Here is a 26,613-nt window from a genome sequence, read left to right as displayed (position 1 = left end):
GCTCATCTCCCCTCGGCTGAGGCGATTGCCGCTGGCTCTTCGGAAAATAGTCGTCCGACTCCCACGCCCCTTACGTTGACAACATCATCGCGCAAGAGGAACAGGGCGTCGAGGCCGCTTTGTTTTGCGAGCGTCGCGCCTTTGACCGGCCCAAGCACCATGAGGGCCGTCGCCCAGGCATCTGCCTCTGCACAGCTGCGGGCCACGACCGTGATGGAGGCCGGCGACGCGATCAGCGGCGCTCCCCGCCTCGGGTCCATCGTGTGCGACAGGCGGCGCCCCTGCACCTCGACCCAGTGACGGTAGTCGCCCGAGGTCGCGACGGCGGCATCCTGAAGCGCGAGGATCGAATGCGGCGTCCGGCGCTCGGCGTCCGGCGCCTCGACCGCGATGGTCCAGGCTTCACCGTCCGGCCTGAGGCCCATTGCACGCATCTCGCCATCGATCCCGACGAGTCCGTCGGATATGCCTTGATTGCGGAGGATTTCGGCCAGTCGATCCACGCCGTAGCCCTTGGCGATGCCATTCAGGTCCAGCGCGATGGGTGCGGCCTTGCGCACGTGTTCGCCGTTGATCTCGAGCACGTCATGCGCCGGGCGGCGCGAGGCGGCCATCGCGGTGCGGATGCCATCCGGCGCGGCGGCCTCCGGTCCGAAGCCCCAGGCCATCACCGCGTCGCCCATGCCGATGTCGAACGCCCCGCCCGAGGCGCGCCCGATCTCGAGGCCGAGGCGCAGGACCGCGGCCAGTTGCGCAGGCACCGCCACCCATTCGCCCACCGGCGCCGCGTTGACCCGCATCAGGTCGCTGCCCGCGTTCCAGGTCGACATCTGCCTGTCCACCTCGTCCACGGCCCCCTGCAGCGCCGCGCGGACCGGGGCCTTGTCAAATTCGGGCTCCGTGAAGAACAGCGCGGACCAGCGCGTGCCCATCGTCGGTCCGTTCAGGGCAACCTTCACCCGTTCAGTAGACATCTTCGACATACCGCCCCTCCGCCTTCAGGACCGCCGGCGTCAGCCCGGAGGTCGCCAGGATCTCGGCCAGCGCGTCGGCCACGCCAGCTGCCATGTCGCGCCCGCCGCAGACCATCACGCGGGCGCCGTTGCGGATGAGGTCCGCGACCTGGGCGGCCTCGCCGCGCAGCGCGTCTTGCACGTAGTGCGGACGCGCCCCGCGTGAGACGGCCGTGACCAGCCCGGTCAAACGACCCTCGTCCTGCCAGCCGGCGAAGTCCTCGCCGTAGAAGAAATCGCTGTCGGGATGGCGCATGCCGAAGAAGAGGTGAACGGGCCTGCGACGCGCGTTGCCGCGTATGAAGCCCGCAAGCGGCCCGATGCCGGTCCCTGCGCCGATCAGGATCAGCGGCGCCCGGCGCCGCCCCGGACGGAAACCGGGGTTGGGGCGCAGGAAACCGCTCACCGTGTCGCCGGGCGCCAGCGCCATGAGCTGACCCGAGCAGAGCCCGCCGGGGTGCTTCTTGACCACGATTTCGATGAAGCCGTCGCGGCGCCCAGAGGCGAGCGAATAGAGCCGCGGGACGGTGCCACCATTGGGCAGAATGCCGATCAGGTCGCCCGCCTGGAACCGGGCGAAGCCGCCCCCGATCAGCCGTTGCCAGAGCGAGACGCGGGGAAGGGCAAACCGCAGGATCGCCGTCGGCGCCTGCACCTCGGCGCCGTAGTCGCGGCGCGAGACGAGGGTCAGCGTGGTCGTTTGCGGCTGGACCGGCTGGTGCGTCAGTTCGAGTTCGATCCCGAGAGCGTCTCCGAGCGCCCCGCCCCAGCGCGCGAAATCCTGCGGCGATTGCCGGTCGATTGTGTCGAGCGGCAGAAGCTCGGGCCAGCCCTTCGCCTCTGCCGCAGTCGCGACGGACTTGGCGAAGGCGCAATAGGCCGGAAAGCTGCGGTCGCCGAAGCCGAGCACTGCCAGAGGAATGTCCGGCGCGCGGTCGGTCGCGTTCAGCCGGTCGAGAAAGCCCTTCGCCGAGGCCGGCGCCGCGCCGTCGCCATAGGTCGCGGCCAGCAGGATGATCCGCCGGGCGTTGGTGTAGCGCTCAGGGCCGAAGCCCGACATCGGGCCGACATGGACGCTCTGCCCGGCTTTCGTCAGCGCGGCGTGCAGCGTCGCGGCAAAGCCCCAGGTGCTGCCGCCCTCGCTGCCGACAAGCAAGATCGTCTCGGCGCGTCCGGCGGGCTGGTTGCCCCGGATGCGTGGTCGCCCGGGCCGCCCGGCGAGCCAGACCAGCACGCCGGTCGCGCCCATGGCCGGCACGCCGAGCGCCATGAGCCCCAGCACGAGCCCCAGCGTCGCCGCACCCTGTCCGGTGTGCAGCATGTAGATGGTCTCCGAGACGCGCTCCCACCCGGTCAGGTCGGCCCAGGCCAGCAGCGCCCCGTCGCCCTGATCGAGATATCCGGTGCCCCGGTCGGTCTTGAGCGTGAATACGTCTGTTGCGTCGCCGGGATAGGGAAAGCTCAGCTCGCGCAACTCGGCGACCGGCGTTCGCCGAAGCGTGGGCATCCGGCCCGGAGCGAAGCCGGTCTCCCCACTGACCTCGGCAGGGGCGACCGGCAGGACGCCTCCGTCCGGCAGGAGATCGAAGGTAGACGCCGTCATCCAAAGCGCGGTCGTGGAGGACAGGACGAGGCCGACAACGGCGATGCGTGCGATCTCGGCGTGCAGCCGCCCGGCAAGCGGTCCGCGCAAGGGTGAAAACCAGCGTCGCCAGCCGCCCACCCGCCGCGCGACCAGCGTCGCGCCGGAGAGCGAGAGGATCAGCATCGCGGCCGCCCCTGCGGCCATGGCGATGCGGCCGCCGTCCCCGAGGAACAGCGAGCGGTGCAGGTTGGTGAGCCAGCGTTCGGCCTGGTTCGGGTCGGCCGAGGCTACGCCCTCACCCGTCGCCGGGTTGATTACGGCGGCACCCGGCGCGCCCTGATCGAACCAGTAGGCAGTGATCCGACCGGAGGGCGACCGGCGGATCTGCTCGACGCCCGGATAGACGGCCTGGATGCGGTCCGCGAGAGCGGCTACGGTCAGTCCGGCTTCCGCCTGCGGCGCGGCGATGCGCTCGGCCGCAGGGAAGACCGACAGTGCCGCGCCGCTCAGGCCCAGGATGGTGACGAGCGCAAGGGCCAGAAGACCCGGCCAGCGATGGAGTGCACGGATCATGGCCCCACCCTTCACATGTCGTAGGCGAAGCTGGCGATGTACCGGCGCCCGCGCACCGGCGTGCCCGCGCCGTCGGTCGTGAGCGGTACGGCCACCTCGTTCGGACTGTCGCGCATGTCCTCGACGGCCGCGTCGATGTGGAGCGTGTAGCCCGCATCAAAGAGCGCGTCGGCGAGGTCGAGCGTGATCTCGAGCGTGCGGCCCGCGCCGACGCTGGCGCCGGTGATTCCGTTCACCTGCGCGGTGTCGCCGCCGGTGGCGCGGTACCAATCGCTGAGGTGCTCGTAGTACTTGGACTTGCCGCCAGCCATCCAGAGACTGCCGACATAGGCGCCCGAGGTGTCGGTGACGTAGAGCGCGAGATAGGCCCCGTCGCCGCCGTAATTGTTGAGGGTCGTGGTGAGCGTCACCGGCCGCGCCATGGCGAGGCCGGGGAGCGTCAGCGCGGTGGTGAGCGCGAGCGTTGCGAGAAGCGATTTCATCGGGTTGATCCTTGTTCGGAGAGGAGCTTGAGAGCGGTTCAGTTCACCTGAACCTGCGGCGGGGTGCCGTTCCCGAAGAGGCCGTTCTGCGGAGGGGCGACCGTGCCGGCGGGCGCGGGATTGCGGGCGCCGCCACGGTCGTCGTCCTCATCCTCGTAATCCATCTCGACGATCTGCAACGTCGCCGGATCGAGCTTCACCTCGATCTCCCGGCCATCCTGATCTCGGCCCTCGATCTCGTAGCAGCCATCGTCGATCTCGAAGTCGCGCACGGTCCAGCCGTTTTGCTCAGCCAGCTGCATCACGGCCTCGCGCGGCTGCCACTGGTCACGGGGCACGCGGCACTCGTCGTCGTCGGCCAGGGCGGCGCCAGCGGGCAACAGGGCGATCAGGGCGAAGGCGGTCAGGGTCTTCTTCATGGCAGGGTCTCCTTGTCATCTGCTGAGGACAATCTGGAGACAGGACCTGAGGCCTTCCTGACGCGTCGGCGATTCCCGCTTCAGCTTGCCGTCAGGAAAATGGCCCCGCCGAAGAGGGCGGGGCCAAAAAGGTGCGAGCGCAGGCCACAGGGCTGACATGGCGATGCGCCCTGCCCCGCGGTTAAGCGAATTCGAACTGCTCGAAACGGACACGGCGAGGCGTTTGGCCTTGCGCCTTCAAGCCCTTCAGGACCCCGTCCTTCAGGCCGGTTGGGCCACAGAACCACAGATCGGCTTGCCGGACTGCGAAAGGGGTGGCGCTGATCAGCCGCTCAGCCGTGAGCCTGCCATCGCGCGCCGTGACGAACACCTCGAAACTGAACCTCGGGTTGCGGGCAACCGCAGCGCGCAGCGTCTCTACGCCAATCGCTTCATCTTGTGTCGGAACGCAGTAGATGAGGTGAATGTCGCGACTCTCCGCCTCTGTCAGGCTTTCCGCCCAGGCGAGGAACGGCGTGATACCGATGCCGCCGGCAAGCCATATTTGGCGCGCACCGCCCTTGCGGAAATTGAACCGTCCATATGGCCCTTCGACCTGCACACGCGTTCCGGTCCGCAAGATGGCGGGCAGGCTTCGTGTCCAGCCACCCAAGCCCCGGATGGAGAACGTCAGGGTGCCGTCAGGGCGCGGGGCGCTGGCGATCGTGAAGGGGTGCGGCTCGGACAGTCCCGCCTCTGGCGCGCGGAAGAAGGCGAATTGCCCCGGCCGCCACCGCATGGCCCGCCCCTCGGGGCGGAGGGTCAAGGTGGTCGTGTCACCGGTCTGCCTGATCTGGCTGACGGTGAAGTCTCTACGCCGTAGGTGCGGAGCGAGCAACTCGGTGAAGATCCAGGCGACCACTCCGGCGATGCCGAAAGCATTCAGCACCAACATGAATGTCGGGTCTACCCCAGCAGGCATGTCGACAAAAAACTGGTGAAACACCACGATTGCAAAAAGGGCTCCCATGAAACGATGGCTGAACCGCCAGAGCTGATAGGGAATCTCGAGCCCGATGAAGGGCAATCTCCGGAACCAGCTGACAGCGACTAGGGCGAGAAGTGCGTTGAAGGCAAGTTCGCCCGCCTCTTCACCTAGGTCCCCAAGGGAGGTTTCACGCACCAAACGCTCGAAATCCGGCTCTATCTGCTGGTGCAGTATCATCAGGACCATCGCGGAAATGCCGAGCCATTTGTGGACCCGGTACATTCGATCGAGACCGCCGAACAATGGTTCCACCAGTGGCGGCCGTGCGGCGAGGATCAAGGTCTGTGCCATCGCGACAACTGCCGCGGCCCCGACGGCAATACCAAATGCTGCATCCGCACCATAAGGCGCATAGGTGTTCATCCCGAGCAGAGCCGCCAGCAGGCATGGCAGCGCCACCAGCACCGGGCCCGTCAGGGCCAGAGGAGAGTTGAGGGAAAGCCGAGGGAGTGTGGGAAGGCCCGGCGCGGAGACATTACCATCACGATGCGCCGTATCAGTCATCGTCGCGTCTCTCGTGATCGCGGTCGCGACGATCATGCTCGTCGTCCTCAAACTCGAACTCGATTACTTCCAACGTGGCCGGGTGGACCGTCACCTCGATCGCACGCCCTTGGGCATCCCGGCCGTCAATTTCGTAGCAGCCATCGTCGATCTTGATGCGGCGCACCGCCCAGCCATTTTCCTCGGCAAGACGGGCAACCGCGTCGCGCGGCTGCCAATCGGCCATCGGGACGAAGCAGTCGTCGTCAGCCAGCACCGCGCCGGCCGGGAAGACCGCGAGAAAGCCGATAATTGTCAATGTCTTCTTCATGGGGCACACTCCTAGTGGCTGGCCTCTTGATGCACTTCATGCGCTGCGAAACTGACGGCAGCCTGAACGGGGTCGACCCGCAGGCTTCAGCTTCGTGTCAGGCAGACGGATCATGGAGGGACAACGGACAAGGACGGGTACGACCATGCGCATATTGCTGATCGAAGATGACACGACTCTCGGCGCTGCCGTGCGCGACCAGATCGCAGCCGATGGCCAGTCAGTGGATTGGGTTACGCGGTTGGATGCGGCGGGCGATGCGATGGCTGCTACGTCCTACGACTTGATCCTGCTTGACCTGATGCTGCCGGACGGGCGCGGTATAGGGTTTCTCAAGGGCTTGCGCACGCGGGGCGACGTGACACCGGTCATCATTCTTACCGCACTCGACCAGGTGTCCGATCGGATCGACGGGCTTAATGCAGGCGCTGACGACTATCTTGTGAAGCCTTTCGACCTGTCGGAACTGTCGGCGCGGATCGGATCGGTCGCGCGGCGCTACAGCGGCAACCCCAACCCGATCCTGACCCACGGACCGCTCGACATCGACCTTGCCGCGCGCAGCGTCCATCGGGATGGCAGACATGTGCCGCTGACGGCGCGGGAATGGGCGCTCTTCGAAGCCTTCCTCGCGCGTCCCGGGCAGCTCCTGTCCAAGGCGCAGTTGGAGGAGAAGCTCTACGCTTTCGACGCCGAGGTCGAGAGCAACACCATCGAGGTCCATGTCAGCCGCCTGCGGAAGAAACTGGGGAGCGCAATCATCGAGACCGAGCGCGGCATGGGCTACCGCCTGGGCAGGCCATGAAGTGGCCCGTCAGCCTAGAGGCACGGCTCGGCCTGTCGGTGGGGCTGGTGCTGACGGTGCTGTGGCTTCTCGCAGCGACGGTGACGGCCGTAATCGTCCGGGCCGAAATGGACGAGGTCTTCGACAGCGCGCTCCGTGAGACAGCGGAGCGGATCCTGCCGCTGGCAGCAACCGACATCGTCGGGCGGGAAGATCAGGGTGTGACCCAGCGGCTCGCCCCGATCCGTGAGCACGACGAGTTCTTCACCTATCTCGTGCGCGATGCTGAAGGCCGCGTCCTGTTGCAATCGCATGCGGCGGACCCCACCGTGTTCCCCTCCTATGACGGGCCCGGGTTTCGCCAGACCGCGACGCACCGTCTCTACAGCGACGCGGCGCTTCAGGACACGATCCGCATCACAGTGGCCGAGCCGCTGGCCCATCGCATGTCGGTGGCTCGCGAAATCCAGATGGGTCTCGGCCTGCCCTTGCTGATCGTGCTTCCAGTGGCCTTGATCGCGATCATCCTGGCAGTTCGCTTCAGCCTTGATCCTCTGCGCCGGTTCCGCGCGCGGCTGGAAGCACGTGGCGCTCGCGACCTTTCGCAGGTTCCTCACGAGGGGCTTCCAACTGAAATCGGCCCGTTGGCTGATACGCTGAACAGCCTGCTGGCCAGATTACGTGAGGCGTTCGAGGCCGAGCGAAGCTTCGCCGCGAACGCCGCTCACGAGTTGCGCACACCACTCGCGGGAGCGATCGCGCAGGCGCAGAGGCTCAGGTCGGAAACCAAGGACCGAGCGGCTGCACAACGTGCGACCGACATCGAGGAGACGCTGAAAAGGCTGACGCGACGCACAGAACGCATGATGCAACTCGCGCGGGCAGAAGGCGGGCGATTGAGGATGGACAAAAGCTCGGATCTGAGGGGCGTTGCGAGAATTGTGGTGGACGATATTGGCCGCACGGGCACGCCAGATCGTATCAGGCTAAATCTTCCCGACATGGCTGTCATGTCAGATCTTGATCCCGACGCCTTCGCCATTCTGTGCCGGAACCTCGTGGAAAACGCTCTTCGTCATGGGGGACAGACTACCCCGGTCGACGTCACGCTGACCGCATCTGGCCAGTTCACCGTGGCAAATGACGGCCCTGTCGTGCCAGGCGAAACACTCGACCGGCTGACAGCGCGTTTCGAGCGGGCCTCTGCCACCTCCGACGGCAGCGGCCTGGGTCTTGCCATCGTCGCCGCAATCGCAGAGCGGATCAGCAGCCGCCTTGTCCTTCAATCGCCGCGGCCGGGCCGGACCACAGGTTTTCAAGTATCGCTCAGGTTGCCGATAGACGACAGCGAGTGACAGCGACATCCACTTTGGTTCCCAAAGGGTCAAATGCAGCCTTGGGATCAAGATCATCAGGGCCTGGCCTGGCGCGTCGGTTACCGTGCTATGCAGCGTCACGCTCGGAAAGGCAGCGCACAGCGCCAGCAGCCTGTTCGGAATGGACCCCGCGCTGATGAACGTCATGTAACCAGCGCTCACCATGAGGGTGACCGCTGTTTCCAGCATATAGGGATGGTCGACGAAAAGGCTTCCCGAACATGGTAGAAGCAGACTGTCGGAAGCGATTGTTAGCCGACTGACTATCCCCGGTCACGGGGGCATTACTAGGCCCAGGTGCACACCTGTGCCACGCCTGGGCCCTCGGGAAGTGAGGCCGAAGCTTCACCCGAACGGGTCGTATTCCGAGACGATCACGACCTCGTCGCCGTCGATTTCATCGGCGGGGACGGCACCATAGGTTCCATCACCTGCCTGGAAGACGACGATCGAGACCATGAGCGTGGCGGCGAGGGAAGCGGCGAAGGCGTGAGCATCTTTGCGGGACATCTGTTTGGCTCCTGTCTTGGAGGCGGAGGACCATCCCCCGCGCGACAGGACCCCGCAGGCCCGAAGACTGGCTGACATCACCGGGTGCGTTCGGCTCGTCCGAATCCACCCGGCGGCACGGGTTCGCCCGTAGTCCGACCCCTCGCGGGTTGATCTCGAAGACAGGATTCGGGGCAAGGAAGGGAATGGCGAGCGGGGGATGGTGCGACCGCTGACTGGAGCCGTATGTTCCACTGATGCTTTCGCTGCCAGCCTCCCGGGCAGGCTCTTGGATGACGATCCCTTTCCGTATTGGAATGGATCCTATGGTGCCCCGCGATCTCGCGGGACAGGGTCGTCATGGATGAGAGGCCCGCTCTTGGGCGGGCCCCTTGGGTTCTACATAGGCTCAGGCGGCAAGCTCCGCGTCCCCTGCCCTACCGGCGTCTTCTTCGCCGACAATCTCCAGCCGCGCGTTGCGATAGCCTTCTCTGGCGATCCAGAGTTCGGCAGCCGTGACGGACTCGGCCAGGTGGAGCAGCTCCGTGCAGCCGCCGAAATCCAGCACGACGCGCACCTGTCCGGGCTTCGGCTCCTCAGCCACTTCGAATGTCAACGCACTGTCAGCCGAATGAGTCCGCATGATGGTGACAAGAATGACCCCGTCCGAAGAGAAGTTCCCCTCGTGCAGCGTGAACGACGCCGGCGCCGTCCAGGTCGGATAGGGTCGCGGCGGCTCCTTCTTGACGAGACGGCCGACGCCGTTCGAGCGCTCCCAGGCCGCGAGCTTCTTTGTGAACCGGGCGGGCGGTTTCGTTGTGCTATCGGTGTAGCGAATGAGCGCGCCCAGGGGCGCGGTTTCGAGAATGGTGGTTGGAGACATGATTCCTCATCCTGAATGCGTCATTTTGCATTCATCTTATTGATATTGTTGTATTTTATGTGATTGAGCGCGGGTTTCCCCGCCCTCGGATGGCGCAGATCACTCTGCGGCCATCATCGACGCATCATCACCCGGCAGGTCAGCGGTGAGGAAGGCGGGAAGGTCGACATCCTCGGTCTGGCCGGCGTCGGAAACGGGCTCAGGCGCCCCCTGCCCTTCTGCGTCGTCGAGTGCTGCCAGATCGTGACGGCGAAGAACCTCCGGCAACCAGCCGCTGCCTTTCAGCAGACGCTCGGCTTCGGTCGCCATCTCGCCCTTCTTCAGGTGATCGAGGAGTTGCGCCGTCCCCTCCCCTTTCGCCTCGCGCACAGCCTCGAGTATCCGTGCCTTGGGCACGCGGTTCAGGTAGGTATCGGCCGTCGGCTCCCAACCCGCCTCGACCATGTCGAGTTCGACCGCCTGTGCAACCAAGTCGGACTGGGTCATCCGCTTGGTCAAGCCGCTGGCGGAGATACCGGCACCATAGGGGTTCACCTTCTCATGGAGCGCGTTGATCCCGAAGCTGAGGCAATGCGCGAGCAGCGAAAGCCGGCTCCCTTGATCGAGGGAAGCCAGGTAATCCCAGAGAGCGGCATCGTCGCCGAGCGGCAGGTCGGCCTCCCACTCCGCATGACGATCGTCAACCAGCTTGGCTACCACGCTGTCCTTCAGATCGCTCGCCTGCGCCGACATATAGACGTGACGCACCGAGGCCTCGAGGCAGCTGCCGGCCGAACTGGACGTCCGGAAGGTGTCATTGACGAGCTTCAGGAGCAGCAGTGTCAACGCGACGTCAGGTGAGCGCCCGACAGCTTCCCGCAGTGCCAATGTCCGGTGCGCCGTCAACTCCATGATCAGCCGCTCAGGCAAGGGCTTCAACGCACCATCGTCCTCGTCGTCGGGCATAATTCCGCCAAGCGCCTGACCGGCAGAGGTGATCACCGTGCCATGGCCGACACCGTCCGCGCTGCGCCCCGCTGAAAGCTCAACGCCCTGCCCGTCTGCCGCCTGTTCACCGCTGTGGACGTCGGCATCTTGCCGAGGTTCATCCTCGGGCCGGACAAAGCCCCGATAAACTGAAAGCTCGCCATAGCGGTCAAGCGTCACGAAAGCCCCTGCCCGTACGATCTCCTCCGCGTCGAAGATCAGCGGCCTAGCCTCCAGCTTCTCCATCGCGACTTCCAACTCGCCAAGACGCGCGTCGATCTCTTCGGGGAATTCATCCTGGCCCTCGTATTCCTCCTCGAGCGCCCGGTACTCGGCAAGCAGCTTGGCATGGGCCGTGCCTTCGTCATCTGTCATCGGCGCCGGGTCTCCGCTCAGCCGGCGGAAGCCGTGGCTGTAGCCATAGGGCAAGTCGAGAGAGACCTCGATCCACTTCCAGCCCTCGGTCGCGATCGCTTCGGCTTCAGCCTGAAGCTTCTCGCTAACCAGACGATCCAGCAGGGCCGGGTCTTCCAGCCAGCCGCCGTCATCGCCCTGGAAGAGGTCGTGCAACATGGTGCCGCCAGCAGCCTCATAGGCATCGACGCCGACAAAGACGGCACGACGATCGGAGGCCCGCACCGAGGTTTCGGTCAGCATGCGTCTGATCTGATAAGGCTCCTTGTTCCAGGACGACTTGATCGCCTCCCAGACCTGAACCTGACGCTCGTGATCCGGATTGACCGTGAAGGCCATCAGCTGCTCCAACGTCATCAGATCCTCGGCGTAGAGATCGAGCAGGGCAGGGGCCACGGCGGCGAGTTTCAGGCGCTGTTTGACCACCTGCGGCGTGACGAAGAAAGCGGCAGCGATCTCTTCATCGCCCTGACCCTTATCCCGAAGCGCCACGAAGGCGCGGAACTGATCGAGCGGATGCAAGGCTGCACGCTGCATGTTCTCAGCGAGCGAATCGTCTTCGGCGAGGATCGCGGAAGTGGCATCTCGCACGATGCAGGGAATGGGCGTCGTCTTGGCCAAGCGTTTCTGCTTCACCAGGAGAGACAGGGCCTGGAAGCGCCGACCGCCAGCGGGGATTTCGAACTTGCCGGTCTCGGACCCGTCATCCGCCAGAACGGGCCGAACGCTCAGGCTCTGCAGCAACCCGCGGCGGGCGATGTCTTCGGCCAGTTCCTCGACCGAGATGCCGGCCTTGATGCGCCGGACGTTGGACTGGCTCAGCACGAGCTTGTCGAAGGGAATGTCCCGGGACGGGGACAGGGTGACTTTCTGGGCAGATTTCGCCATTAGATCTTCTCCGCGACGGGCGCCGGAAGCCACTCTCCCGATCTCACTTCCCGTCACCCCTTTCACAGCCCATCTCTATCTCTCGACATGTCCACCGCGGTGGACATCACGCAGTTGCTGCCCCAGAACGAGAAAGCCTCTCCAACAACAGTGATGGGTTGAAGTCAGTTTCTCTGCGACCGAGCGTGATGCTGTGGAAATACGCTCCAAAGTCTCGGATGCGATTGCTCATCTGGAGAATTATGAAGATGGCGCATGATGCTTTTTGAGAGCCTATCTTCTTAGCAGCCTTTTCGAAGGTGCTTTCGTGGATTCCCATCATTGGAGCGAGCGTTCTCGCGTGGCTTTCGACATCGTGCCAGTTCCTAAGTGAGTTCGTTGCGAACGATGTAGCCTGGTCACAAACTGTTGTGAGCGTTTGCAGGGGAGGTGTTTGGCTGTTGGTCCCGCTTTCTAAATCTTTTTGTTCTTTTTTAGACTTAGAATGGTGGCGGACAGTTTGCCCGTCATTGGCGGGCAGTTTCATTGTTTCTGTTGCGTCCACCGCGGTGGACATCTGTTTGCATTGAGCCTCCAGTTCGCCGAGCAAAGTACGATACTCCGCGATCGAGAGCTTCCTCCGAAGAACTCGGCGTACCTGATGAGTGAGTTCGTTCTCGGGGTCAGCTTCGTCGATCTGAGCAAGTTTGGTTAGGATTTGCTTTCGCAAAAACACGCGATCCCGACGAGCGTTTTCCATCGCTTGGGCTGTCGCAAGTAGTTCGCCGGCACGCGCGAGCAACGGAGCCAGCGACAACCCATAGCTAATGGACTGACCTTCGGAGGACTTCACTCGGTATCTCTTGCGATTTGGGCTGTCGTGGCGCTTCATGAAACCGAGTTCAACAAAGCGATCGATGTGCCTACGGAGGGTTCGTTCATCGATCCCGCCAACTCGACGGCAGATCTCGTCGTTGGAAGCGAAGACTGTGTCTCCATGCCCAGGCTTGAGAAAGCTCAGCATCGCTTGGAGCGTTTGAACATGTCCTGGACGGAGACCGAACAGGCTGCGAGTATCTCTGAGCGCGCGGAAGACTGCCCAGATGTCGGTTTCAGGTGTTGACGTGGCGGGGGTGCCCTTGCCGACGCCAAAGGTCTGAACGGAAAGCTTTGTGAATGCCATGTTTGTTGAACGACGACCGTTGCGGCCCACAACTTCCCCGGCTCTTCCCGCTGTTCTTGGCGAGAAAAGGCAACAAAAAGACGTCCACCGAATCGGTGACTCTTGACCGGTATGTCGGAGATTGCTACATCACAGGTGCTAATCAGATGATGAGGGCTCTCCGGGGGAAACCTTGGGGGGCTCTTTTCTTTTTGGTCTTCGCCTTTCTCCTCTGCTCGTGTTTTTGGTTATGACCGGGGATCAGCTTCCCGAGCCTCTCTCATTCTGCCATTGTTCAAAAAGCTGTCGCAGCGTGGTTTCCGCGCGCTCTTCGAGCCATTGGCCGAATTCCGGGTTGTCCTTGCGGGTGATCTTGATAGCGATCGACTTGCCATCGACTGAAAGTGTGCCGACAGGGCTACCACTATTGTCCTTTACCACGGTCGTTTGGCCACGGGCGCTTTGGTCGGCTGCGCCACGCGCCTTGCTGGAGCAAGCAACATAGACGGCTTGAAACTTGTCCGAGCTTGGAGTGGTGTCAGGCAGAGAGGCAAGTGTCTCACGCGCAATGTCGACAAGCGGAACCTTCTCTGAAAGTGCAGCAAGATCACCCCATTGGCGTCGACCTACGCCATGAGCCGGGCCGATGAGCCGGACAAGTTCGTCAGGCAGCTGCTCGATGACTACACGATGGTTCGACACACCTTGCCGGGTGAGGCCTAGGGCGTCCTGAATGACGCCAGGTTTGTAACCGGCTTCCTGCATCTCTTTGATAAAAAGAGATTTTTCAATGAAGGACGGATCCAGCCGCAGGTTGTTTTCCTGACCTTGCGCGATCAGAGAAGCATCATCATCGAGCGTTCGAACGATCGCTTTGACGGTTCCACCAACTCTTCGAATGGCTGCAAGCCTGCGACGCCCGTAGATGATGCGGTATCGATCCGGTTGGTCAGAGGGGCGAACCATGATCGGCACTTGCTGACCATGCTTGCGAATGCTTTCGGCGAGATCTTCAATGCTACTATCTTCCAGGATCAGGCGATCTCGGAGACCATCCATATCGATCCGGTCGGGTTCGATATCTCGGATTGAGTTGGCAGTGATTTCCCGGAGAGAATCCCGCAATCCGCCAACCGAGCCAGGTAGCTTCGAGGATTTGACCGGGGCAGGGGAGGGTGCTGCCGACTCTTTTTCGTCTTTCGGTGGCTGGTTGAAGATATTTCGAGCCATCAGCGACGCCCCCATGCCATTTGGATTGTCTGCTCCAGCTCATCGGCAACGCTGTTCACGCTGGTCAAAGCCCGATCAATGGTCTTCCGAATGAGCTGGCTCGGGTCTACCTCATAGATGGTTTGCTGAGTCATGCCGGCGTCAGAAATGGCTGTCGACTTCAGCATCGGTTCAGTCATGACTTGGCCCGCAAGGATTGAACGCAGGTACCCGGCCATTTGCGTTTGTGGTCCGTCCGACGGCTCGTAGCGTGTGATCAGAAACTTTACGAAGTCCCAAGTGACATGTCGTCCAATCGCCTCTTCGACAGCTTTGACCGTTTCCGAAGCGAGTTTGAGGAACTGGCTCATCGAAGCGATGTCGAGCATGCCGGGGACGACCGTCACAAGTAAGCCCGTGGACGCTGCCAATGCTGTCAATGTCAGGAAGCCCAACTGCGGAGGGCAATCGATCAGCACGATGTCATAGTCTGAGTCGACTTCCTCTAGCGCCAGAGCAAGACGCTCTGCAAAAATCGGCTGAACCCTGCGCGCAAGGGCATTCGCTGTCTCGGTTTCGTACTCGGACAACATCAAGCCAGCCGGGACCATGTCGAGCTTGTGGAAGTATGTTTTCTGGATGACCTCCGAGAGCGGAACCTGATCATCGTATCTCAATGCGTCGTAGATTGTGCCGCCTTCGGCAAATTCGAGCTCAGGCCGGAAGCCGAAAAATGTCGTCAAACTGGCTTGCGGGTCGAGGTCCAGCACAAGCACGCGGTAGCCACGCAGGGCATACCTGTGTGCCAAATGGATCGTCGCTGTTGTCTTCGAGCTGCCGCCTTTGAAATTCACGACCGAAATGACCTGAAGACGGTCGCCGTCCCGGCGGCCAGGTCTGTACGCGTCAGCATTTTTGCCTGTCCGCGCCAAAATGTTGCGGAGGTCGTCAACTTCTTCGGCCGTGTAGAACCTATGACCGCGACCGTCAGTGTGAACTTCAGGGAAGCTGCCATCTTTGTGGCGGTTGCGCAGGTTCGACGTACTAACGCGCAGCAACTCGGCGACCTCGGTCGAGCTGAAGCGGCGCAAGGACTTGCGTTCTTCTGGCTCGAACGCAACTTTCATCTGCCGGTCAAGCGACTCGGCAAGACTGTCTGCGAATGCTCCGATGTCGGAAGAGCCGATGCCTTGCGCGTAGCCCGTATTTCGATCATCCATGTTCTGCCGCCTCTCATGGCCTTTGCTAAGGCTCTTCGTCGTTCTGACGGTCGAAGCCACGTCTGACGCGTTTTGCCGTCAGAATGGAAATGCCACGAACATCTGAGTCCGGCAAGAAGAATCTAGATGTAGTGGAAAAGTTATCCACAGCACCAATTTGGTCGCGCGGGGCGTGCGCTAGATAACGCATTGATTATCAACGATAAAGACCGTGTCGGTCGCAGCCGACACCCTTCGAGATATTTTCTGCTCGCGCGAACTAACCTCTAGGCATTGTTGGATATTTACGTGGTTTTCGTCCAATTGAGGCGATGATTCTGGAAGATTTGGGCCGAGCGAACAGAGTGGTTTGCCGACCATTAGCGCCTACAAAAGGCCGAGGCGCTCTGCACGCTCCAGCAGCATTCTGACTGAGGAAGGCTGCCAGCTGGTGCGACCGCGAGGGGTGCGCTCACGCATAGATTCCAGTCGGTCGCAGATTGCCTGCAAGGTGATCTCGGGGTCAGCACCTTTGATTGCGGTGACAATCGCAGGCAGGCGATCGTCGGTTTCGCGACGTCCAGCGCGTCCAAGCACTTCAGCGGGCAGGAATTCGTCCGCCACGTATGCCTTCACGGCACGGAGCAAGCGACTTTGTGTCCAGCGGCGGTCGTGGGGCAGGGGGCCATTGATGATCCGCAGGACGTCCTCCCAAGCCATATCGGGGCGCAAACGGCGCACATGGGGCACCCAATCCTGCGCAGTTTCGTTCAAGCGCTCCATGTAGCCGTCCTGTCGCGCCAGCCGCACCTTGCGCAGCGCAGCGGGATCCTTGGCGCGCAGCCCAGGATTGCCACCAACGCGCCCTTTGGCGCGCGCAGAGGCAAGCCCGGCCTTTGTGCGCTCACGTATTAGCGCGCGCTCGAACTCGGCCGCAGCGCCCAGAACTTGCAGCGTGAATTTGCCCTGCGGGGATGAGGTGTCGATGGGGTCCTGCAGGGAGCGGAAGAAGGCCCCCTTGGCCTCCAGACGCTCAATCACTTCGAGAAGATGCGACAAAGACCGCGCAAGCCGGTCGATCCGCACGACGACCAGCGTGTCGCCCTTGCCAATCCGCTCCAGCACACGTGCAAGCACGGGCCGCGCGCGATTGCCGCCTGAGGCGTGCTCTTCAAAGATCTCGGCGCATCCCGCAGACTGCAGTGCCTCAGACTGGGGCAGGGGGGTCTGATCCTCAGTGGAGACGCGCGCATAGCCAATCAGAGGCATGAAACTGGGCCGTTTGCAATTTAATATATTGCCAATAAACGACCGTTTGTAAACGAATGCAAGAGCGTGCTCTGTGGCACTGCTCATCAGAAACCCCTTAGTTTGCATAGGCTGAGCGCGATCAGAGAGTTCTGGCAGACCGTGCCGCGCGCATGCAATATAAGGAGCGCGGGCGCATTCCGACAAAACCCTTGGGTAAAAAGCAAAATTCCAGTATTTTGCACATATGAAGCCTCAAGTGCCTGCCTTTCATGATGAATCGGACGCTCTCTTCCTCGACGCTGAGGAGGTGGAACAGTCGTCCGAAGACGATCTTTGGTTCCTGCCCGGTCCGATGGAAGAGGAGCCGGATTACTTGCCACCAGGACCACGGGCCGAACTGCGTGAAGGCGAGGTCCTCGACGATTGGCGGAAAGCAGAGGCAGGTCATGCCGCGCGTCTTGCCCGTGTGGCCGGTCGCGTCGGCGCGCTGGACGACCGCCTGAAGCGCAGCCCGGAAGGATGGCGGCACAGGCTTGCCCTGATCGAGGCTGCCGACCTCAGCTGGTTCGCGGGTGACCGCATTGGCCCGGATCGCATTGCTATTTGGATATCCATGCGCCTGTCAGGCGTTCAAGAGGACCCCGCAGCACTGGCGCGTGTCGGTTGGGCGGTACGTCGTCTGACAGGGGGACCAGGCCCAGAGGTGGACCTTTCTGCCTTCCTCGATCGTCGCGATCCCGAGAACATGGTCGATGACGCCGAGCCTTTCGCGGATCGCGCGGGCGGTTGGCTGAACCTGATGGCGCAAGCCGCCGAGCTGCACCCGATAACCCGTGCCTGCGCGGGTTATCACCTCTGGAGCCTTGCGGGCCTTGGGCAGCAGGGCGATCGAATGGAAGCGGCAGTCACGGCCGCGCGGATCGCGGCCAGCGAGGGCAAGGGAGCAGTCTTTGCACCTCTGGCCATGGGTGGGGCAGGGGGGCTGCGCGCTGGCGGCCCACCCGCTGATCGTTTGGCGCGTTGGCTTGAGGGGATGGAGACGGCATGTCTGACAGCAATGCGGCACCTAGACGATGTCGAAGCATGGTCAGCGCGGGCGGAAGCCGAAATGACACCGCTTTCGGGCAAGACCCCGCGCGCCTTGCGCGCTGTGCTTACCGAATGGCCCCTTGTCTCTACCCCGATGGGCGAGGTCCTGACCAACGCTAGCCGTGCCGCCGTTCAACGCAATATTGCCTGGATGGAAGCGCGAGGCCTGATCCGCGAGGTGACCGGCCAGGGGCGATTCAAGATATGGGTAGCGGCACGATCTTGAATCTTCCAGTTCGATGCATGGGAGCTTCAAGAGTTCGGGAAGTTCGTGTCATAGTTTTCAGTTTCCAGAAATCGCGTCGAGCACCGGACAGTTGGGGACTTCGGCGCCAGAACACCTGGATGCCGTTGCAGCGAGGACGGATTCGATCCGCCGGAGATCCGCGATCTTCGCCCGCACGTCCGCAAGGTGACGTTTTGTCCGCTCCTTGACCTCGGCGCAGGTCGGCGCGGCACCATCGTCGAGCCCCATCAGCCCGCGAATGTCCTCCATCGAGAACCCGAGCTCGCGGGCGCGCAGGATGAAGCGAAGGCGCGTGGCGTGTGCGGCGGAATATATCCGGTAGCCTGCGGCGCTGCGCGGCGGGTCGGGCAGCAGGCCGGTTTTCTCGTAATAGCGGATCGTCTCGATGTTGCATCCGGTCGCCCGGGCCAGGTCGCCGCGTGTTAAGCTGCTCTCGCTTTCGTGATCGATCATGGGGGTTTTCCTCTTGAGCCTGTAGCTACTACAGACCCTACACCCATCGTCAACCACAGACGAAAGGTGCGCGACATGGCGCTGACAGACGACAGAACTGACACCTCAGCAGCGGATCGCCCCGCCCGAAAGGGCTGGCTTGCGGCGGGCGGGGTGATGGGCGCCTTTCTCGCCTCGGCCTGCTGTGTCGGACCATTGGTGCTGCTGACCCTCGGTATCTCGGGGGCCTGGATCAGCAACCTGACGGCGCTGGAGCCCTTCAAGCCGATCTTCGCCGTGATTTCGCTCGGCTTCATCGGGGCGGGATTCCGGCAGGTCTATTTCCGCAAACCGACCGTCTGCGAGCCCGGTTCCTACTGCGCGCGCCCATCCTCGGCGCGCATCACCAAGTCCGCTCTCTGGACCTCCCTGATCCTCGTCCTCGCTGCACTCACCATCGACTGGTGGGCTCCGCTTCTCTACTGATCTCGAAAGGACACCCTCATGAAGACGATCCTTGCCCTTGTTCTGTTCGGCCTGACCGCCACAGCACCCATCACGGCCATCCCTGCCGTCGCGCAAACCGTCGCCGCCGAGCAGACCCTCACCTTCGCGGTGGACAATATGACCTGTGCGCTGTGTCCGGTCACCGTGAAGCGCGCGATGGAGGGCGTCGAAGGCGTGCACGCGGTCGAGATCGACTTCGAGGCGCGCACCGCTACTGTCGTCTTCGACACCGCCGCGACCAGCGCAGAGGCGATCGCCACCGCGTCGGCCAATGCAGGCTACCCGGCGCGCGTCTCGGGTTGACGGGATGACCGAGCGGACAGACCGCAAGCTGATTGCAACAGGTGTCGTCGGCACCGTCATCGCAGCGCTCTGCTGCTTCACGCCGATCCTGGTCGTTCTTCTCGGCGCCGTGGGCCTGTCGGCCTGGCTGGGTTGGCTCGACTATGTGCTGCTGCCCGCGCTGGCGTTTTTAATCGGCCTAACCATCTATGCCGTCTGGCGGCGGCAGCGGCGCAGGGCATCTCAAGAAAATGGATGAGTTCATGAAATTCGAAACCAAGGCGCCCACGGGCGATTTCGACCTCGCCGTGATCGGCGCCGGATCGGCTGGCTTCTCCGCCGCGATCACCGCCGCCGAGGGCGGCAAGCGCGTCGCGCTGATCGGGCATGGGACCATCGGCGGCACCTGCGTGAACGTGGGCTGCGTGCCCTCCAAGACGATGATCCGCGCTGCGGAAGCCCTGCACAGTGCGCAGTCGGCGCATCGTTTCCCGGGCCTCAGCGGAGAGGCGCAGGTCGCCGACTGGTCGGCGCTGGTTGCGGCCAAGGACGATCTTGTCGCTACACTGCGCCAGAAGAAGTACGCCGATCTGCTGCCGGGCTACGAGGGTGTGACCTATCTCGACGAGGGTCCAGGCCGTCTCGTCCCCGGCGGGGTCGAGGTCGGCGGGCGCAGGATCACGGCTCCCAAGGTGATCGTCGCCACCGGCGGTCGACCGGCCAGGCCCGACATCCCTGGGGTCCGGGACGTACCAACGCTCGACAGCACGTCGCTGCTGGATCTGGACCAGTTGCCCGAAAGCCTGATCTTCCTCGGCGGCGGCTATATCGGCGTGGAGCTGGCGCAGATGATGGCGCGGATGGGCACGCGGGTTACCATCGTCTGCCGTTCGCGCCTGTTGCCGCGCACCGAGCCGGAGGTGGCGCAAGCGCTCACCGAGGTCTTGCGCGCCGGGAGTGTCACGGTTCTTGACGGCGCAACCTATCACGCCGCGCGGCGCGACGGAGACCGTGCGGTGCTGACCGTGACGGTGAATGGCGCGGAGCGCGAACTGACGGCCGACCGCCTCGTCCTGACGACGGGGCGCGCCGCCAACACCGAGGGGCTGGGCCTCGCGGAGATGGGCGTCGAGACCGACGCACGCGGTGCGATCCGGGTTGGCGACGACATGCAGACCACAAAGCCCGGGATCTTTGCCGCGGGTGACGTCACGGACCGCGATCAATTCGTTTATATGGCCGCCTATGGCGCCAAGTTGGCCGCCCGCAACGCCGTCATGGGCGGGGCCGAACAATACGACAATGCGGCGATGCCCTGGGTGGTGTTCACTGATCCGCAGGTCGCCGGGGTCGGGCTGACTGAGGCGCAGGCGCGCGCGGCGGGTCATGACGTCAAGACCAGCGTGCTGACCCTCGACAACGTGCCTCGCGCGCTTGCCGCGCGCGATACGCGCGGGCTGATCAAGCTGGTCGCGGACCGGGCGACAGACCGTCTGCTTGGCGGCGTGATCATGGCGCCGGAGGGGGCAGACAGCGTGCAGACGCTGGTCATGGCGCTTAAGATCGGTATGACGACGAAGGCACTCGGCGAGACGATCTTCCCCTATCTGACAACGGTCGAGGGGCTGAAACTCGCCGCGCAGACTTTCGACAAGGATGTCGCGAAGCTGTCGTGCTGCGCTGGATGAAACGAGCAGATTTATCCAGCTTGGACCCTCAAGCGTGTCTAAGACGAGCAAGGCAGGCGAAATGACCCCACTTTCGGGCAAGACCACGCGCGCCTTGCGCGCCGTGCTTACCGAATGGCCCCTTGTCTCTGCCCCGATGGGCGAGGCCCTGACCAACGCTAGCCGTGCCGCCGTGCAACGCAATCTCGCCTGGACGCAAGCGCGAGGCCTGATCCGGGAGGTGACGGGGCAGGGGCGGTATCGATTGTGGCGCATGTGAGCAACCAAATGGGCACCACCAGGAGCGTTTTTGCACAAGTAGAGACAAATGGCAGTAAAGGTTCGCTGAGCACTATTGCACGGGTTGCGGCAAAGTTAAAAAGCGGTGCTTGGGGTAGGTCAGGGGCGTCCTGATACCGGATGCGAAGGGGTGACAATTAAGCTTATTGTGCAAAACTCGATGGATCTGGGCCTGATGCTGATCACGGACTAGATCCCCAGCTGCAGGAATATTGACAAGATCTTCGCCAGTCATCTGACCGCACAATACAACAAGGGCCAGTATTCCAACGAATAACCGGTGCGCATGTCAAAATCATGAGGACCGTGAACGGGATCGGCTACCCGAATGGGTTTTCCGGTGGCATCGATCGATCGGTTGAGAAATAATAGCGTCGATTTTTGCTATGACATTGGTGTAATAGACCCACCTGAAAGGCTATCCTTCCTTGACATGATTGCTCAATTAAGGGCTACGTGACACCCCGTGGACAGACGGGGTCAGTTTATAGAGTTGGGCGACCGCCCCATGAAGCCGAAACAGCTGGGCCCGGCGATGCGTGCCGACATAATGCTCGATTGCCCTGCCGACCCGGGAACCACGCTTCCAATCGTCGACCGCGCCTATCGCGATAATGAATTCAACCTGCTGGATGTCGTCTTTGACGACACGCCCTTGCGTGCCGCGCCGCCGGAATGGGAAATTGCCCTTCCAGCCAATCCGCTTGCCGAACCTGATCTGAACGCGGCCCGTCGTCACGAAATCTTGTTCACCGGGGGTATGATGGGAGCAATGGTCGAGCGCCAGATGGGCCTAAGCCAGTCCGGCAGTATGATGGGCGGAATGATGGGTGGCGTCGTGGGCGGCGGCATGTGGTTCGTCAATGGCGTTGCGGCCGAAGGGCACATGCTCGATCCTTTCCTGACATTGGAGCGCGACGCGAGTCATGTCCTCCAGATGACGAACGCCACGGCCTTCGACCATCCGATCCATCTGCACGGCCACTCCTTCCGCGTCATCAGCCGCGATGGGGTGCCGACCGATTTCCGCGAATGGCAAGATACCGTGCTGATCGCGCCACGCGAGCAAGTGGAAATCGCCCTGGTCGCCGACAATCCCGGAGACTGGATGTTCCATTGCCACATCCTCGAGCACCAGGCGGCCGGGATGATGGGCGTGATCCGCGTCGCATGAGCAGAGGAGCAAGCAGATTGAAATCGATTGAGATTGGATGTCGGCCAAACCGGCGCAAGGTTCTTGCTGCCGTCCTCGGTAGCGGCTTAGCCACGGTGTTGCCAAGGCTTGTGCAGGCTGCAGTCGATAGTGATCCAGCGGCTCTGGCCTTTGATGGTGATACCATCCTGCTGGCAGATCGAGGGTTGTTCGTCAGTGACGATGCCGGCCAGACTTGGACCGCGGCAGAGACACTGGGGAACGTGCTGTCGCTGGCGACCCATCGCGACCGGCCCGGCCGTGTGGTTGCGGGGTTGGCCGAGGGCGGTGTCAGCATTTCCGAAGACGGGGGCGCTTCGTGGCGTATCTTTGAAGCTAGGCTGCCTGACGGAGAAATCACTGCCTTTGCTATCGCCTCGCGGAACCCGGACATGATCTATGCCTCGCTTCGCGGCGACGGGTTGTGGAAGAGCGAAGACGCCGGTGCAACCTGGTCGCTCGCCATGGACCGCCCCTGGCTCGACGACGCAGAGCGGGAACTTCTTTCTCTGGCTTCGGTCGAGCTTGAGACCGGCATGGGCGGGATCTGGATCTATGCGGGCACCGAGGTTGGCCTAACGCGGGTGCCCGATTGCTTTTGTCGCTGGCAGGACGTGCAGCCAGGCAATGCGATGGACGCATTGGTTGCGGGTGAAGCCCCACCGTCCGAAGCGCCATTGCCAGGAGGTGAACCGATCCTGTCGCTGGCCAGTGCCCCCTCGGCGCCGGAAGTGATGTATGCCGCGCTGCGTTCGGGCCTCTGGGCATCGCAGGACGGCGGAGTCATCTGGCAAAAGCGGGCGAGCAAAGCTGCGACCGCTGTTGCGGTTCATCCAAGAGACGAGACCTACATCGCTGCCCTGTTGGGCGGCATCTTGAAAATCAGCCGTGACGGCGGCGCAACCTGGATCGAAACAGGAGAACGATGATGGAGAAAATGATGCAGAGAAGAAACGCGCTTGGTCTGATTGGCAGCGGCATTGTCGGAATGGTGGGCCTGACCACATCGGCCTGGGCGCAAGCGACAGGCGATGTGGCGCCCGGTCTGGCGGGCAGCGAAAGGCAGATCACCATCTGGCGCGATCCGGGCTGCGGCTGCTGTGATGCCTATGGGGATTATCTCGAAGAACACGGCTTTACCGTAACGCGTGTGGATGACCGCGACTTCGACAAACGCTCGGTCGAAGTCGGTGTGCCCGCCCAGGGCATCGGCTGCCACTTGGCCGAGATCGACGGCTACTATGTCAGCGGTCTCGTCCCCGTCGACATCATCGAGCGGCTGCTGGAAACCCGTCCGGCGATAACGGGTATCACCTTGCCGGGAATGCCCGCGAACGCACCGGGCATGGCTGCGGTCAAGTCAGGCACGCTCAGGACCTACGCCTTTGGCCCGGAAGGAATCTCAATCTATGCCGATGAATAAGGGGCCGAAAGATCGATCGGCGAAGTGTACGGTCAGGCGGTCAGTGCACCTCGCTGCCCTAGTGTCCGCGCTCGCGACCACCGGCGTTGTGGTGCTGGCCCAATCGGAACCGGTTGACCCGCGTGTCGAGGGACTGACGTTTTTGGGAGAGCCCGTGCTTGCATCCCAGGTCATGGCAGGGCAACAGCTTTATGCGGACAACTGCGCCAGTTGCCATGGTGCCAGCCTCGAGGGTCAGCCCGATTGGCGTCGTCGTCTTGACACAGGAAGAATGCCGGCCCCGCCGCATGATGACTCAGGCCACACTTGGCACCATTCAGACCGCATGCTTTTTCAGATCACTAGGGTCAGGACCCATTGATCTTCCTTTTTCGGCATGATTCAGCCTCCGCAAGGAGACCGATCAATGAGCAACCTTTTCTGGCTGACGGATGCGCAGATGGCCCGTCTGGAACCATTCTTTCCCAAGAGCCATGGCAAGCCGCGTGTCGATGACCGGCGAGTGCTGAGCGGCATTATCTTCATCAATCGCAATGGCTTGCGGTGGTGTGATGCACCGAAGGAGTATGGTCCACCCAAGACCCTCTACAACCGTTGGAAGCGATGGGGCGACAAGGGTGTCTTTGCCCGGATGATGGAGGGGCTGGCCTCCGAGGCGGCCGTTCCGAGGACGGTGATGATCGACGCGACCTATCTGAAGGCGCACCGCACGGCGACCAGCCTGCGGTCGAAAAAGGGGGGCCAAGCGATCAGAGGGGTCGTTTGATCGGCCGGACCAAGGGCGGCATGAACACCAAACTGCACGCCGTTACCGATGCCGATGGACGTCCGATCCGCTTCTTCATGACCGCAGGCCAGGTCAGCGACTACACGGGTGCTGCGGCCCTGCTGGATAGCTTGCCATCTGCAGAATGGCTGCTCGCCGACCGCGGCTATGATGCCGACTGGTTCAGAGATGCGTTGAAAGACAAGGGGATAAAGCCCTGCATCCCGGGCAGGAAGTCGCGCGGCAAGCCTGTCAAATACGATAAGCGCCGCTACAAACGCCGCAACAGGATCGAGATCATGTTCGGCCGCCTGAAGGACTGGCGCAGGGTTGCCACGCGCTACGACAGGTGCCCGAAGGTCTTCCTCTCCGCCGTCGCCCTCGCCGCAACCGTCATGTTCTGGCTATGACGAGAGAATGAGATGCCGTAACGGGGCCTGCGTCGCGACCCGCCCGTTACCGTTGCAGAATCGAGGGCAAGCTGGCGCCATTCCCGTATCGGATCCACTGGGAGGGCTGCGAGATGAAGCTGTTTGTCGGACTGGATGTGTCACTGGAGATGACCGCGATCTGCGTGATCAGCGAGCATGGGAAGATCTTGAAGGAGGCGCAGGTGGCGAGCGAGCCGGAGTCGCTGTTGCGCTGGATCAACGATCAGGACGGCGCGATCGCAGCTGTCGGGCTGGAGGCCGGTCCCTTGTCGCAGTGGCTGCATCGCGGGTTATCAGAGGCAGGACAACCTGTCGTGCTGATGGAAACTCGGCAGGTCAAAGGAGCCCTGAAGGCCATGCCGATCAAGACGGACCGGCGTGATGCCGAAGGTATCGCGCGTCTGCTGCACCTCGGCTGGTTCCGGCCAGTTCACTGCAAATCGGTGTCTGCACAGGAGGTTCGCGCTGTGCTCAGCGCCCGTAAGGCTGTGCAACAAGGGTTCATCACACTGGAGATGTCACTGCGGGGGCTACTTCGGAACTTCGGCCTCAAGGTCGGCACCATTTCACGTGGCCGGTTCGAACAGCGTATCCGCGAACTGGCAGCAGGTAATCCGATGCTGGAAGCGGCAACCGAACCCATGCTCAGCGCGCGGTCGGCGCTGCGGCGAGAATTGGCGGGTCTTGAACGCCGTGTCCGGCAACTCGCGCAGGAAGATCCGGTCTGCCGCCGGTTGATGTCGATGCCCGGGATCGGCGCTGTCGTGGCCTTGACCTATCGATCTGCGGTCGATGATCCCGCCCGGTTCACTTCCTCGAAGAAGGTTGGGCCGTGGGTTGGCCTGACGCCGTCGCGAAACCAGTCGGGAGAGCGCGACATCTCGGGCGGGATTACCAAGGCAGGTGACGTCAACCTCCGCCGTGCCCTGTGCCAGGCGGCAACCGTGATGATGCATCGCGGGCGGGCGACATGGCTGCGAACATGGGCCGCGAAGATCGCGCGCCGACGTGGTGCCAAGCGCGCGATGGTTGCACTGGCCCGGCGCATCGCCGTGATCCTGCACCGCATGTGGAAGGATGACACCGAATTCCGCTTCGACATTCCGGTGCTTCATGCCGGCTGAAGATACGGTTTCCAGACTGCTGCCCGCCTAATCGCGGGCCTTCGAGGTCCCCACGGGACGCGGTTCCGGTGATGCCGTGCTCAGGACTGATGCCGATCGTATCGAGCACGCCAATGAGATGGGCACATCGGAATTGCATTGAACCAGCATCATGTTGGCGGCCACAGCGCTGACCACGGACCGAAGCATGCACCCGGGTCGATCTCAGACGAAGGCTGTCGAGAAGGTAGGCAGATCAAGTGTACAAGACACAAAACCGCAGTTTGGCGGCGCATCCCGCATGCGCAAAACCGCTTGACTGGAACGACCCCGTTACCGAAGTCCTGACCCTAAAGGCGGGGTCGGGGCCGTCGTGCCGGGATACGAGAGCGACATGCCGGCCTTCGGAGAGGATCTGACAGACGCAGAGATCGCGGCTATCCTCGTCTACATCAAGAGCACCTGGCCTGAGCGACAACGTGAGTTCCAAGCCGAAGTTTCGGCCAATGACACGGGCGGGTGAAGATCGACAGGGTGTCAGGATAGTATCTTTCGACCAAAACCGATCCACCGGGGGACCAATTTGTCAACGCCGTCTTAATTTTCCCCAAAAGCGCCGAAGTAAAATTCCCCACTACGGCGGTCGCGGCGATCAGCCGGC

At 62.7% G+C, this 26,613-nt stretch carries 27 protein-coding genes and 2 pseudogenes; 15 read left to right on the top strand and 14 right to left on the bottom strand.

Annotation, left to right across the window (positions count from 1 at the left end; translation table 11 throughout):
- Positions 1-2: 2 nt before the first annotated feature.
- The 6 genes from G0Q01_RS08630 to G0Q01_RS08605 form a co-directional block, all read right to left on the bottom strand.
- Entirely contained in the window at positions 3-983 is a 981-nt protein-coding gene (locus G0Q01_RS08630) for an FAD:protein FMN transferase (RefSeq protein ID WP_089849808.1), read from the bottom strand.
- On the bottom strand, positions 964-3,171 hold the full coding sequence (locus G0Q01_RS08625) for a PepSY domain-containing protein (RefSeq protein WP_089849811.1): 2,208 nt from the start codon (positions 3,169-3,171) through the stop codon (positions 964-966). Before G0Q01_RS08625 ends, G0Q01_RS08630 begins: the two co-directional genes overlap by 20 nt.
- 11 nt (positions 3,172-3,182) lie before the next feature.
- Positions 3,183-3,653: a DUF2271 domain-containing protein gene (locus G0Q01_RS08620; protein WP_054540790.1), complete on the bottom strand. Its 471-nt coding sequence runs from the start codon at positions 3,651-3,653 to the stop codon at positions 3,183-3,185.
- A 38-nt stretch (positions 3,654-3,691) separates the two neighbouring features.
- Entirely contained in the window at positions 3,692-4,072 is a 381-nt protein-coding gene (locus G0Q01_RS08615; protein ID WP_038070264.1) for a PepSY domain-containing protein, read from the bottom strand.
- Positions 4,073-4,253: 181 nt separating this feature from the next.
- The gene (locus tag G0Q01_RS08610) at positions 4,254-5,639 is read right to left on the bottom strand and encodes a ferric reductase-like transmembrane domain-containing protein (RefSeq protein ID WP_089849814.1); all 1,386 of its coding nucleotides are present in this window, start codon (positions 5,637-5,639) and stop codon (positions 4,254-4,256) included.
- Complete coding sequence (locus G0Q01_RS08605) at positions 5,596-5,913, bottom strand: PepSY domain-containing protein (RefSeq protein ID WP_054540793.1); 318 nt, start codon at positions 5,911-5,913, stop codon at positions 5,596-5,598. Before G0Q01_RS08605 ends, G0Q01_RS08610 begins: the two co-directional genes overlap by 44 nt.
- A 145-nt stretch (positions 5,914-6,058) precedes the next feature.
- On the opposite strand from G0Q01_RS08605, the gene G0Q01_RS08600 reads away from it, so the two are divergent.
- Complete coding sequence (locus tag G0Q01_RS08600) at positions 6,059-6,718, top strand: response regulator transcription factor (RefSeq protein WP_089849816.1); 660 nt, start codon at positions 6,059-6,061, stop codon at positions 6,716-6,718.
- Positions 6,715-8,052: an ATP-binding protein gene (locus G0Q01_RS08595; protein ID WP_038147426.1), complete on the top strand. Its 1,338-nt coding sequence runs from the start codon at positions 6,715-6,717 to the stop codon at positions 8,050-8,052. The genes G0Q01_RS08600 and G0Q01_RS08595 overlap by 4 nt, the downstream gene beginning before the upstream one ends.
- Positions 8,053-8,418: 366 nt before the next feature.
- On the opposite strand, the gene G0Q01_RS26565 is transcribed toward G0Q01_RS08595, so the two are convergent.
- From G0Q01_RS26565 to G0Q01_RS08565, 7 genes are all read right to left on the bottom strand, one after another.
- The gene (locus G0Q01_RS26565; protein WP_009574204.1) at positions 8,419-8,583 is read right to left on the bottom strand and encodes a hypothetical protein; all 165 of its coding nucleotides are present in this window, start codon (positions 8,581-8,583) and stop codon (positions 8,419-8,421) included.
- A 388-nt stretch (positions 8,584-8,971) separates the two neighbouring features.
- Positions 8,972-9,445, bottom strand: a complete 474-nt coding sequence (locus G0Q01_RS08590) for a hypothetical protein (protein WP_038068687.1) — start codon at positions 9,443-9,445, stop codon at positions 8,972-8,974.
- A 99-nt stretch (positions 9,446-9,544) separates the two neighbouring features.
- Complete coding sequence (locus tag G0Q01_RS08585) at positions 9,545-11,713, bottom strand: ParB/RepB/Spo0J family partition protein (protein WP_089849819.1); 2,169 nt, start codon at positions 11,711-11,713, stop codon at positions 9,545-9,547.
- A 106-nt stretch (positions 11,714-11,819) separates the two neighbouring features.
- Entirely contained in the window at positions 11,820-12,905 is a 1,086-nt protein-coding gene (gene repC / locus G0Q01_RS08580; protein ID WP_370526697.1) for a plasmid replication protein RepC, read from the bottom strand.
- A 210-nt stretch (positions 12,906-13,115) separates the two neighbouring features.
- Positions 13,116-14,084, bottom strand: a complete 969-nt coding sequence (repB, locus tag G0Q01_RS08575) for a plasmid partitioning protein RepB (RefSeq protein WP_233678008.1) — start codon at positions 14,082-14,084, stop codon at positions 13,116-13,118.
- Entirely contained in the window at positions 14,084-15,283 is a 1,200-nt protein-coding gene (gene repA / locus G0Q01_RS08570; protein WP_028288490.1) for a plasmid partitioning protein RepA, read from the bottom strand. The genes repB and repA overlap by 1 nt, the downstream gene beginning before the upstream one ends.
- Positions 15,284-15,649: 366 nt before the next feature.
- Entirely contained in the window at positions 15,650-16,531 is an 882-nt protein-coding gene (locus tag G0Q01_RS08565) for a recombinase family protein (protein WP_164213298.1), read from the bottom strand.
- Between the two features lie 226 nt (positions 16,532-16,757).
- On the opposite strand from G0Q01_RS08565, the gene G0Q01_RS08560 reads away from it, so the two are divergent.
- The gene (locus G0Q01_RS08560) at positions 16,758-17,828 is read left to right on the top strand and encodes a hypothetical protein (protein ID WP_043872360.1); all 1,071 of its coding nucleotides are present in this window, start codon (positions 16,758-16,760) and stop codon (positions 17,826-17,828) included.
- A 57-nt stretch (positions 17,829-17,885) separates the two neighbouring features.
- Here the strand turns inward: G0Q01_RS08560 and G0Q01_RS08555 are convergent, their stop codons facing one another.
- Positions 17,886-18,302, bottom strand: a complete 417-nt coding sequence (locus G0Q01_RS08555; RefSeq protein WP_043772414.1) for a helix-turn-helix domain-containing protein — start codon at positions 18,300-18,302, stop codon at positions 17,886-17,888.
- A gap of 75 nt (positions 18,303-18,377) precedes the next feature.
- Between G0Q01_RS08555 and G0Q01_RS08550 the strand changes: the two genes are divergently transcribed.
- From G0Q01_RS08550 to G0Q01_RS08495, 12 genes and pseudogenes are all read left to right on the top strand, one after another.
- Positions 18,378-18,767 carry a mercuric transporter MerT family protein gene (locus G0Q01_RS08550; RefSeq protein ID WP_043772411.1) on the top strand — a complete coding sequence of 130 codons (390 nt, stop codon included), beginning with the start codon at positions 18,378-18,380 and terminating at the stop codon, positions 18,765-18,767.
- Positions 18,768-18,785: 18 nt separating this feature from the next.
- Positions 18,786-19,091 carry a heavy-metal-associated domain-containing protein gene (locus tag G0Q01_RS08545; protein WP_038068071.1) on the top strand — a complete coding sequence of 102 codons (306 nt, stop codon included), beginning with the start codon at positions 18,786-18,788 and terminating at the stop codon, positions 19,089-19,091.
- Positions 19,092-19,095: 4 nt separating this feature from the next.
- Positions 19,096-19,329: a mercury resistance system transport protein MerF gene (merF, locus tag G0Q01_RS08540; RefSeq protein ID WP_082033411.1), complete on the top strand. Its 234-nt coding sequence runs from the start codon at positions 19,096-19,098 to the stop codon at positions 19,327-19,329.
- A gap of 4 nt (positions 19,330-19,333) precedes the next feature.
- Positions 19,334-20,758, top strand: coding sequence for a mercury(II) reductase (gene merA / locus G0Q01_RS08535; RefSeq protein ID WP_043772569.1), 1,425 nt, complete (start codon positions 19,334-19,336; stop codon positions 20,756-20,758).
- A gap of 58 nt (positions 20,759-20,816) precedes the next feature.
- Positions 20,817-21,017, top strand: a pseudogene (locus tag G0Q01_RS26775) (hypothetical protein); the annotation flags it as partial.
- 528 nt (positions 21,018-21,545) lie between these two features.
- A complete protein-coding gene (locus G0Q01_RS08525; RefSeq protein ID WP_235939874.1) occupies positions 21,546-22,211 on the top strand; it encodes a multicopper oxidase domain-containing protein in 666 nt (221 codons plus the stop codon).
- Between the two features lie 17 nt (positions 22,212-22,228).
- Positions 22,229-23,158 (top strand): exo-alpha-sialidase, encoded by a 930-nt coding sequence (locus tag G0Q01_RS08520; RefSeq protein WP_235939872.1) that lies wholly within the window; start codon positions 22,229-22,231, stop codon positions 23,156-23,158.
- On the top strand, positions 23,158-23,652 hold the full coding sequence (locus G0Q01_RS08515) for a DUF411 domain-containing protein (RefSeq protein WP_043772565.1): 495 nt from the start codon (positions 23,158-23,160) through the stop codon (positions 23,650-23,652). The genes G0Q01_RS08520 and G0Q01_RS08515 overlap by 1 nt, the downstream gene beginning before the upstream one ends.
- On the top strand, positions 23,639-24,013 hold the full coding sequence (locus G0Q01_RS08510; RefSeq protein WP_370526696.1) for a c-type cytochrome: 375 nt from the start codon (positions 23,639-23,641) through the stop codon (positions 24,011-24,013). Before G0Q01_RS08515 ends, G0Q01_RS08510 begins: the two co-directional genes overlap by 14 nt.
- A gap of 45 nt (positions 24,014-24,058) precedes the next feature.
- A protein-coding gene (locus G0Q01_RS08505) for an IS5 family transposase (RefSeq protein ID WP_240504185.1) occupies positions 24,059-24,828 on the top strand; the annotation gives its coding sequence in 2 pieces (ribosomal slippage) (positions 24,059-24,395 and positions 24,395-24,828; 771 coding nt in all).
- 113 nt (positions 24,829-24,941) lie between these two features.
- A complete protein-coding gene (locus G0Q01_RS08500) occupies positions 24,942-25,973 on the top strand; it encodes an IS110 family transposase (RefSeq protein ID WP_043775737.1) in 1,032 nt (343 codons plus the stop codon).
- A 331-nt stretch (positions 25,974-26,304) separates the two neighbouring features.
- A pseudogene (locus tag G0Q01_RS08495) lies at positions 26,305-26,475 on the top strand (cytochrome c); the annotation flags it as partial.
- Between the last annotated feature and the right edge of the window lie 138 nt (positions 26,476-26,613).

The organism is Salipiger sp. PrR007 (assembly GCF_010499845.1).
GTDB lineage: Bacteria > Pseudomonadota > Alphaproteobacteria > Rhodobacterales > Rhodobacteraceae > Salipiger > Salipiger pacificus_A.
The sequence above is the reverse complement of the archived record's forward strand: the minus strand, read 5'-3'. Positions and strand labels throughout refer to the sequence as shown.

Bases quoted from the DNA above. Each gene is read 5' to 3' on its own strand.
- G0Q01_RS08630 (WP_089849808.1), bottom strand. From the start codon at position 983: ATGTCGAAGATGTCTACTGAACGGGTGAAGGTTGCCCTGAACGGACCG.
- G0Q01_RS08625 (WP_089849811.1), bottom strand. From the start codon at position 3,171: ATGATCCGTGCACTCCATCGCTGGCCGGGTCTTCTGGCCCTTGCGCTC.
- G0Q01_RS08620 (WP_054540790.1), bottom strand. From the start codon at position 3,653: ATGAAATCGCTTCTCGCAACGCTCGCGCTCACCACCGCGCTGACGCTC.
- G0Q01_RS08615 (WP_038070264.1), bottom strand. From the start codon at position 4,072: ATGAAGAAGACCCTGACCGCCTTCGCCCTGATCGCCCTGTTGCCCGCT.
- G0Q01_RS08610 (WP_089849814.1), bottom strand. From the start codon at position 5,639: ATGATCGTCGCGACCGCGATCACGAGAGACGCGACGATGACTGATACG.
- G0Q01_RS08605 (WP_054540793.1), bottom strand. From the start codon at position 5,913: ATGAAGAAGACATTGACAATTATCGGCTTTCTCGCGGTCTTCCCGGCC.
- G0Q01_RS08600 (WP_089849816.1), top strand. From the start codon at position 6,059: ATGCGCATATTGCTGATCGAAGATGACACGACTCTCGGCGCTGCCGTG.
- G0Q01_RS08595 (WP_038147426.1), top strand. From the start codon at position 6,715: ATGAAGTGGCCCGTCAGCCTAGAGGCACGGCTCGGCCTGTCGGTGGGG.
- G0Q01_RS26565 (WP_009574204.1), bottom strand. From the start codon at position 8,583: ATGTCCCGCAAAGATGCTCACGCCTTCGCCGCTTCCCTCGCCGCCACG.
- G0Q01_RS08590 (WP_038068687.1), bottom strand. From the start codon at position 9,445: ATGTCTCCAACCACCATTCTCGAAACCGCGCCCCTGGGCGCGCTCATT.
- G0Q01_RS08585 (WP_089849819.1), bottom strand. From the start codon at position 11,713: ATGGCGAAATCTGCCCAGAAAGTCACCCTGTCCCCGTCCCGGGACATT.
- repB (WP_233678008.1), bottom strand. From the start codon at position 14,084: ATGGCTCGAAATATCTTCAACCAGCCACCGAAAGACGAAAAAGAGTCG.
- repA (WP_028288490.1), bottom strand. From the start codon at position 15,283: ATGGATGATCGAAATACGGGCTACGCGCAAGGCATCGGCTCTTCCGAC.
- G0Q01_RS08565 (WP_164213298.1), bottom strand. From the start codon at position 16,531: ATGCCTCTGATTGGCTATGCGCGCGTCTCCACTGAGGATCAGACCCCC.
- G0Q01_RS08560 (WP_043872360.1), top strand. From the start codon at position 16,758: ATGAAGCCTCAAGTGCCTGCCTTTCATGATGAATCGGACGCTCTCTTC.
- G0Q01_RS08555 (WP_043772414.1), bottom strand. From the start codon at position 18,302: ATGATCGATCACGAAAGCGAGAGCAGCTTAACACGCGGCGACCTGGCC.
- G0Q01_RS08550 (WP_043772411.1), top strand. From the start codon at position 18,378: ATGGCGCTGACAGACGACAGAACTGACACCTCAGCAGCGGATCGCCCC.
- G0Q01_RS08545 (WP_038068071.1), top strand. From the start codon at position 18,786: ATGAAGACGATCCTTGCCCTTGTTCTGTTCGGCCTGACCGCCACAGCA.
- merF (WP_082033411.1), top strand. From the start codon at position 19,096: ATGACCGAGCGGACAGACCGCAAGCTGATTGCAACAGGTGTCGTCGGC.
- merA (WP_043772569.1), top strand. From the start codon at position 19,334: ATGAAATTCGAAACCAAGGCGCCCACGGGCGATTTCGACCTCGCCGTG.
- G0Q01_RS08525 (WP_235939874.1), top strand. From the start codon at position 21,546: ATGAAGCCGAAACAGCTGGGCCCGGCGATGCGTGCCGACATAATGCTC.
- G0Q01_RS08515 (WP_043772565.1), top strand. From the start codon at position 23,158: ATGGAGAAAATGATGCAGAGAAGAAACGCGCTTGGTCTGATTGGCAGC.
- G0Q01_RS08510 (WP_370526696.1), top strand. From the start codon at position 23,639: ATGCCGATGAATAAGGGGCCGAAAGATCGATCGGCGAAGTGTACGGTC.
- G0Q01_RS08500 (WP_043775737.1), top strand. From the start codon at position 24,942: ATGAAGCTGTTTGTCGGACTGGATGTGTCACTGGAGATGACCGCGATC.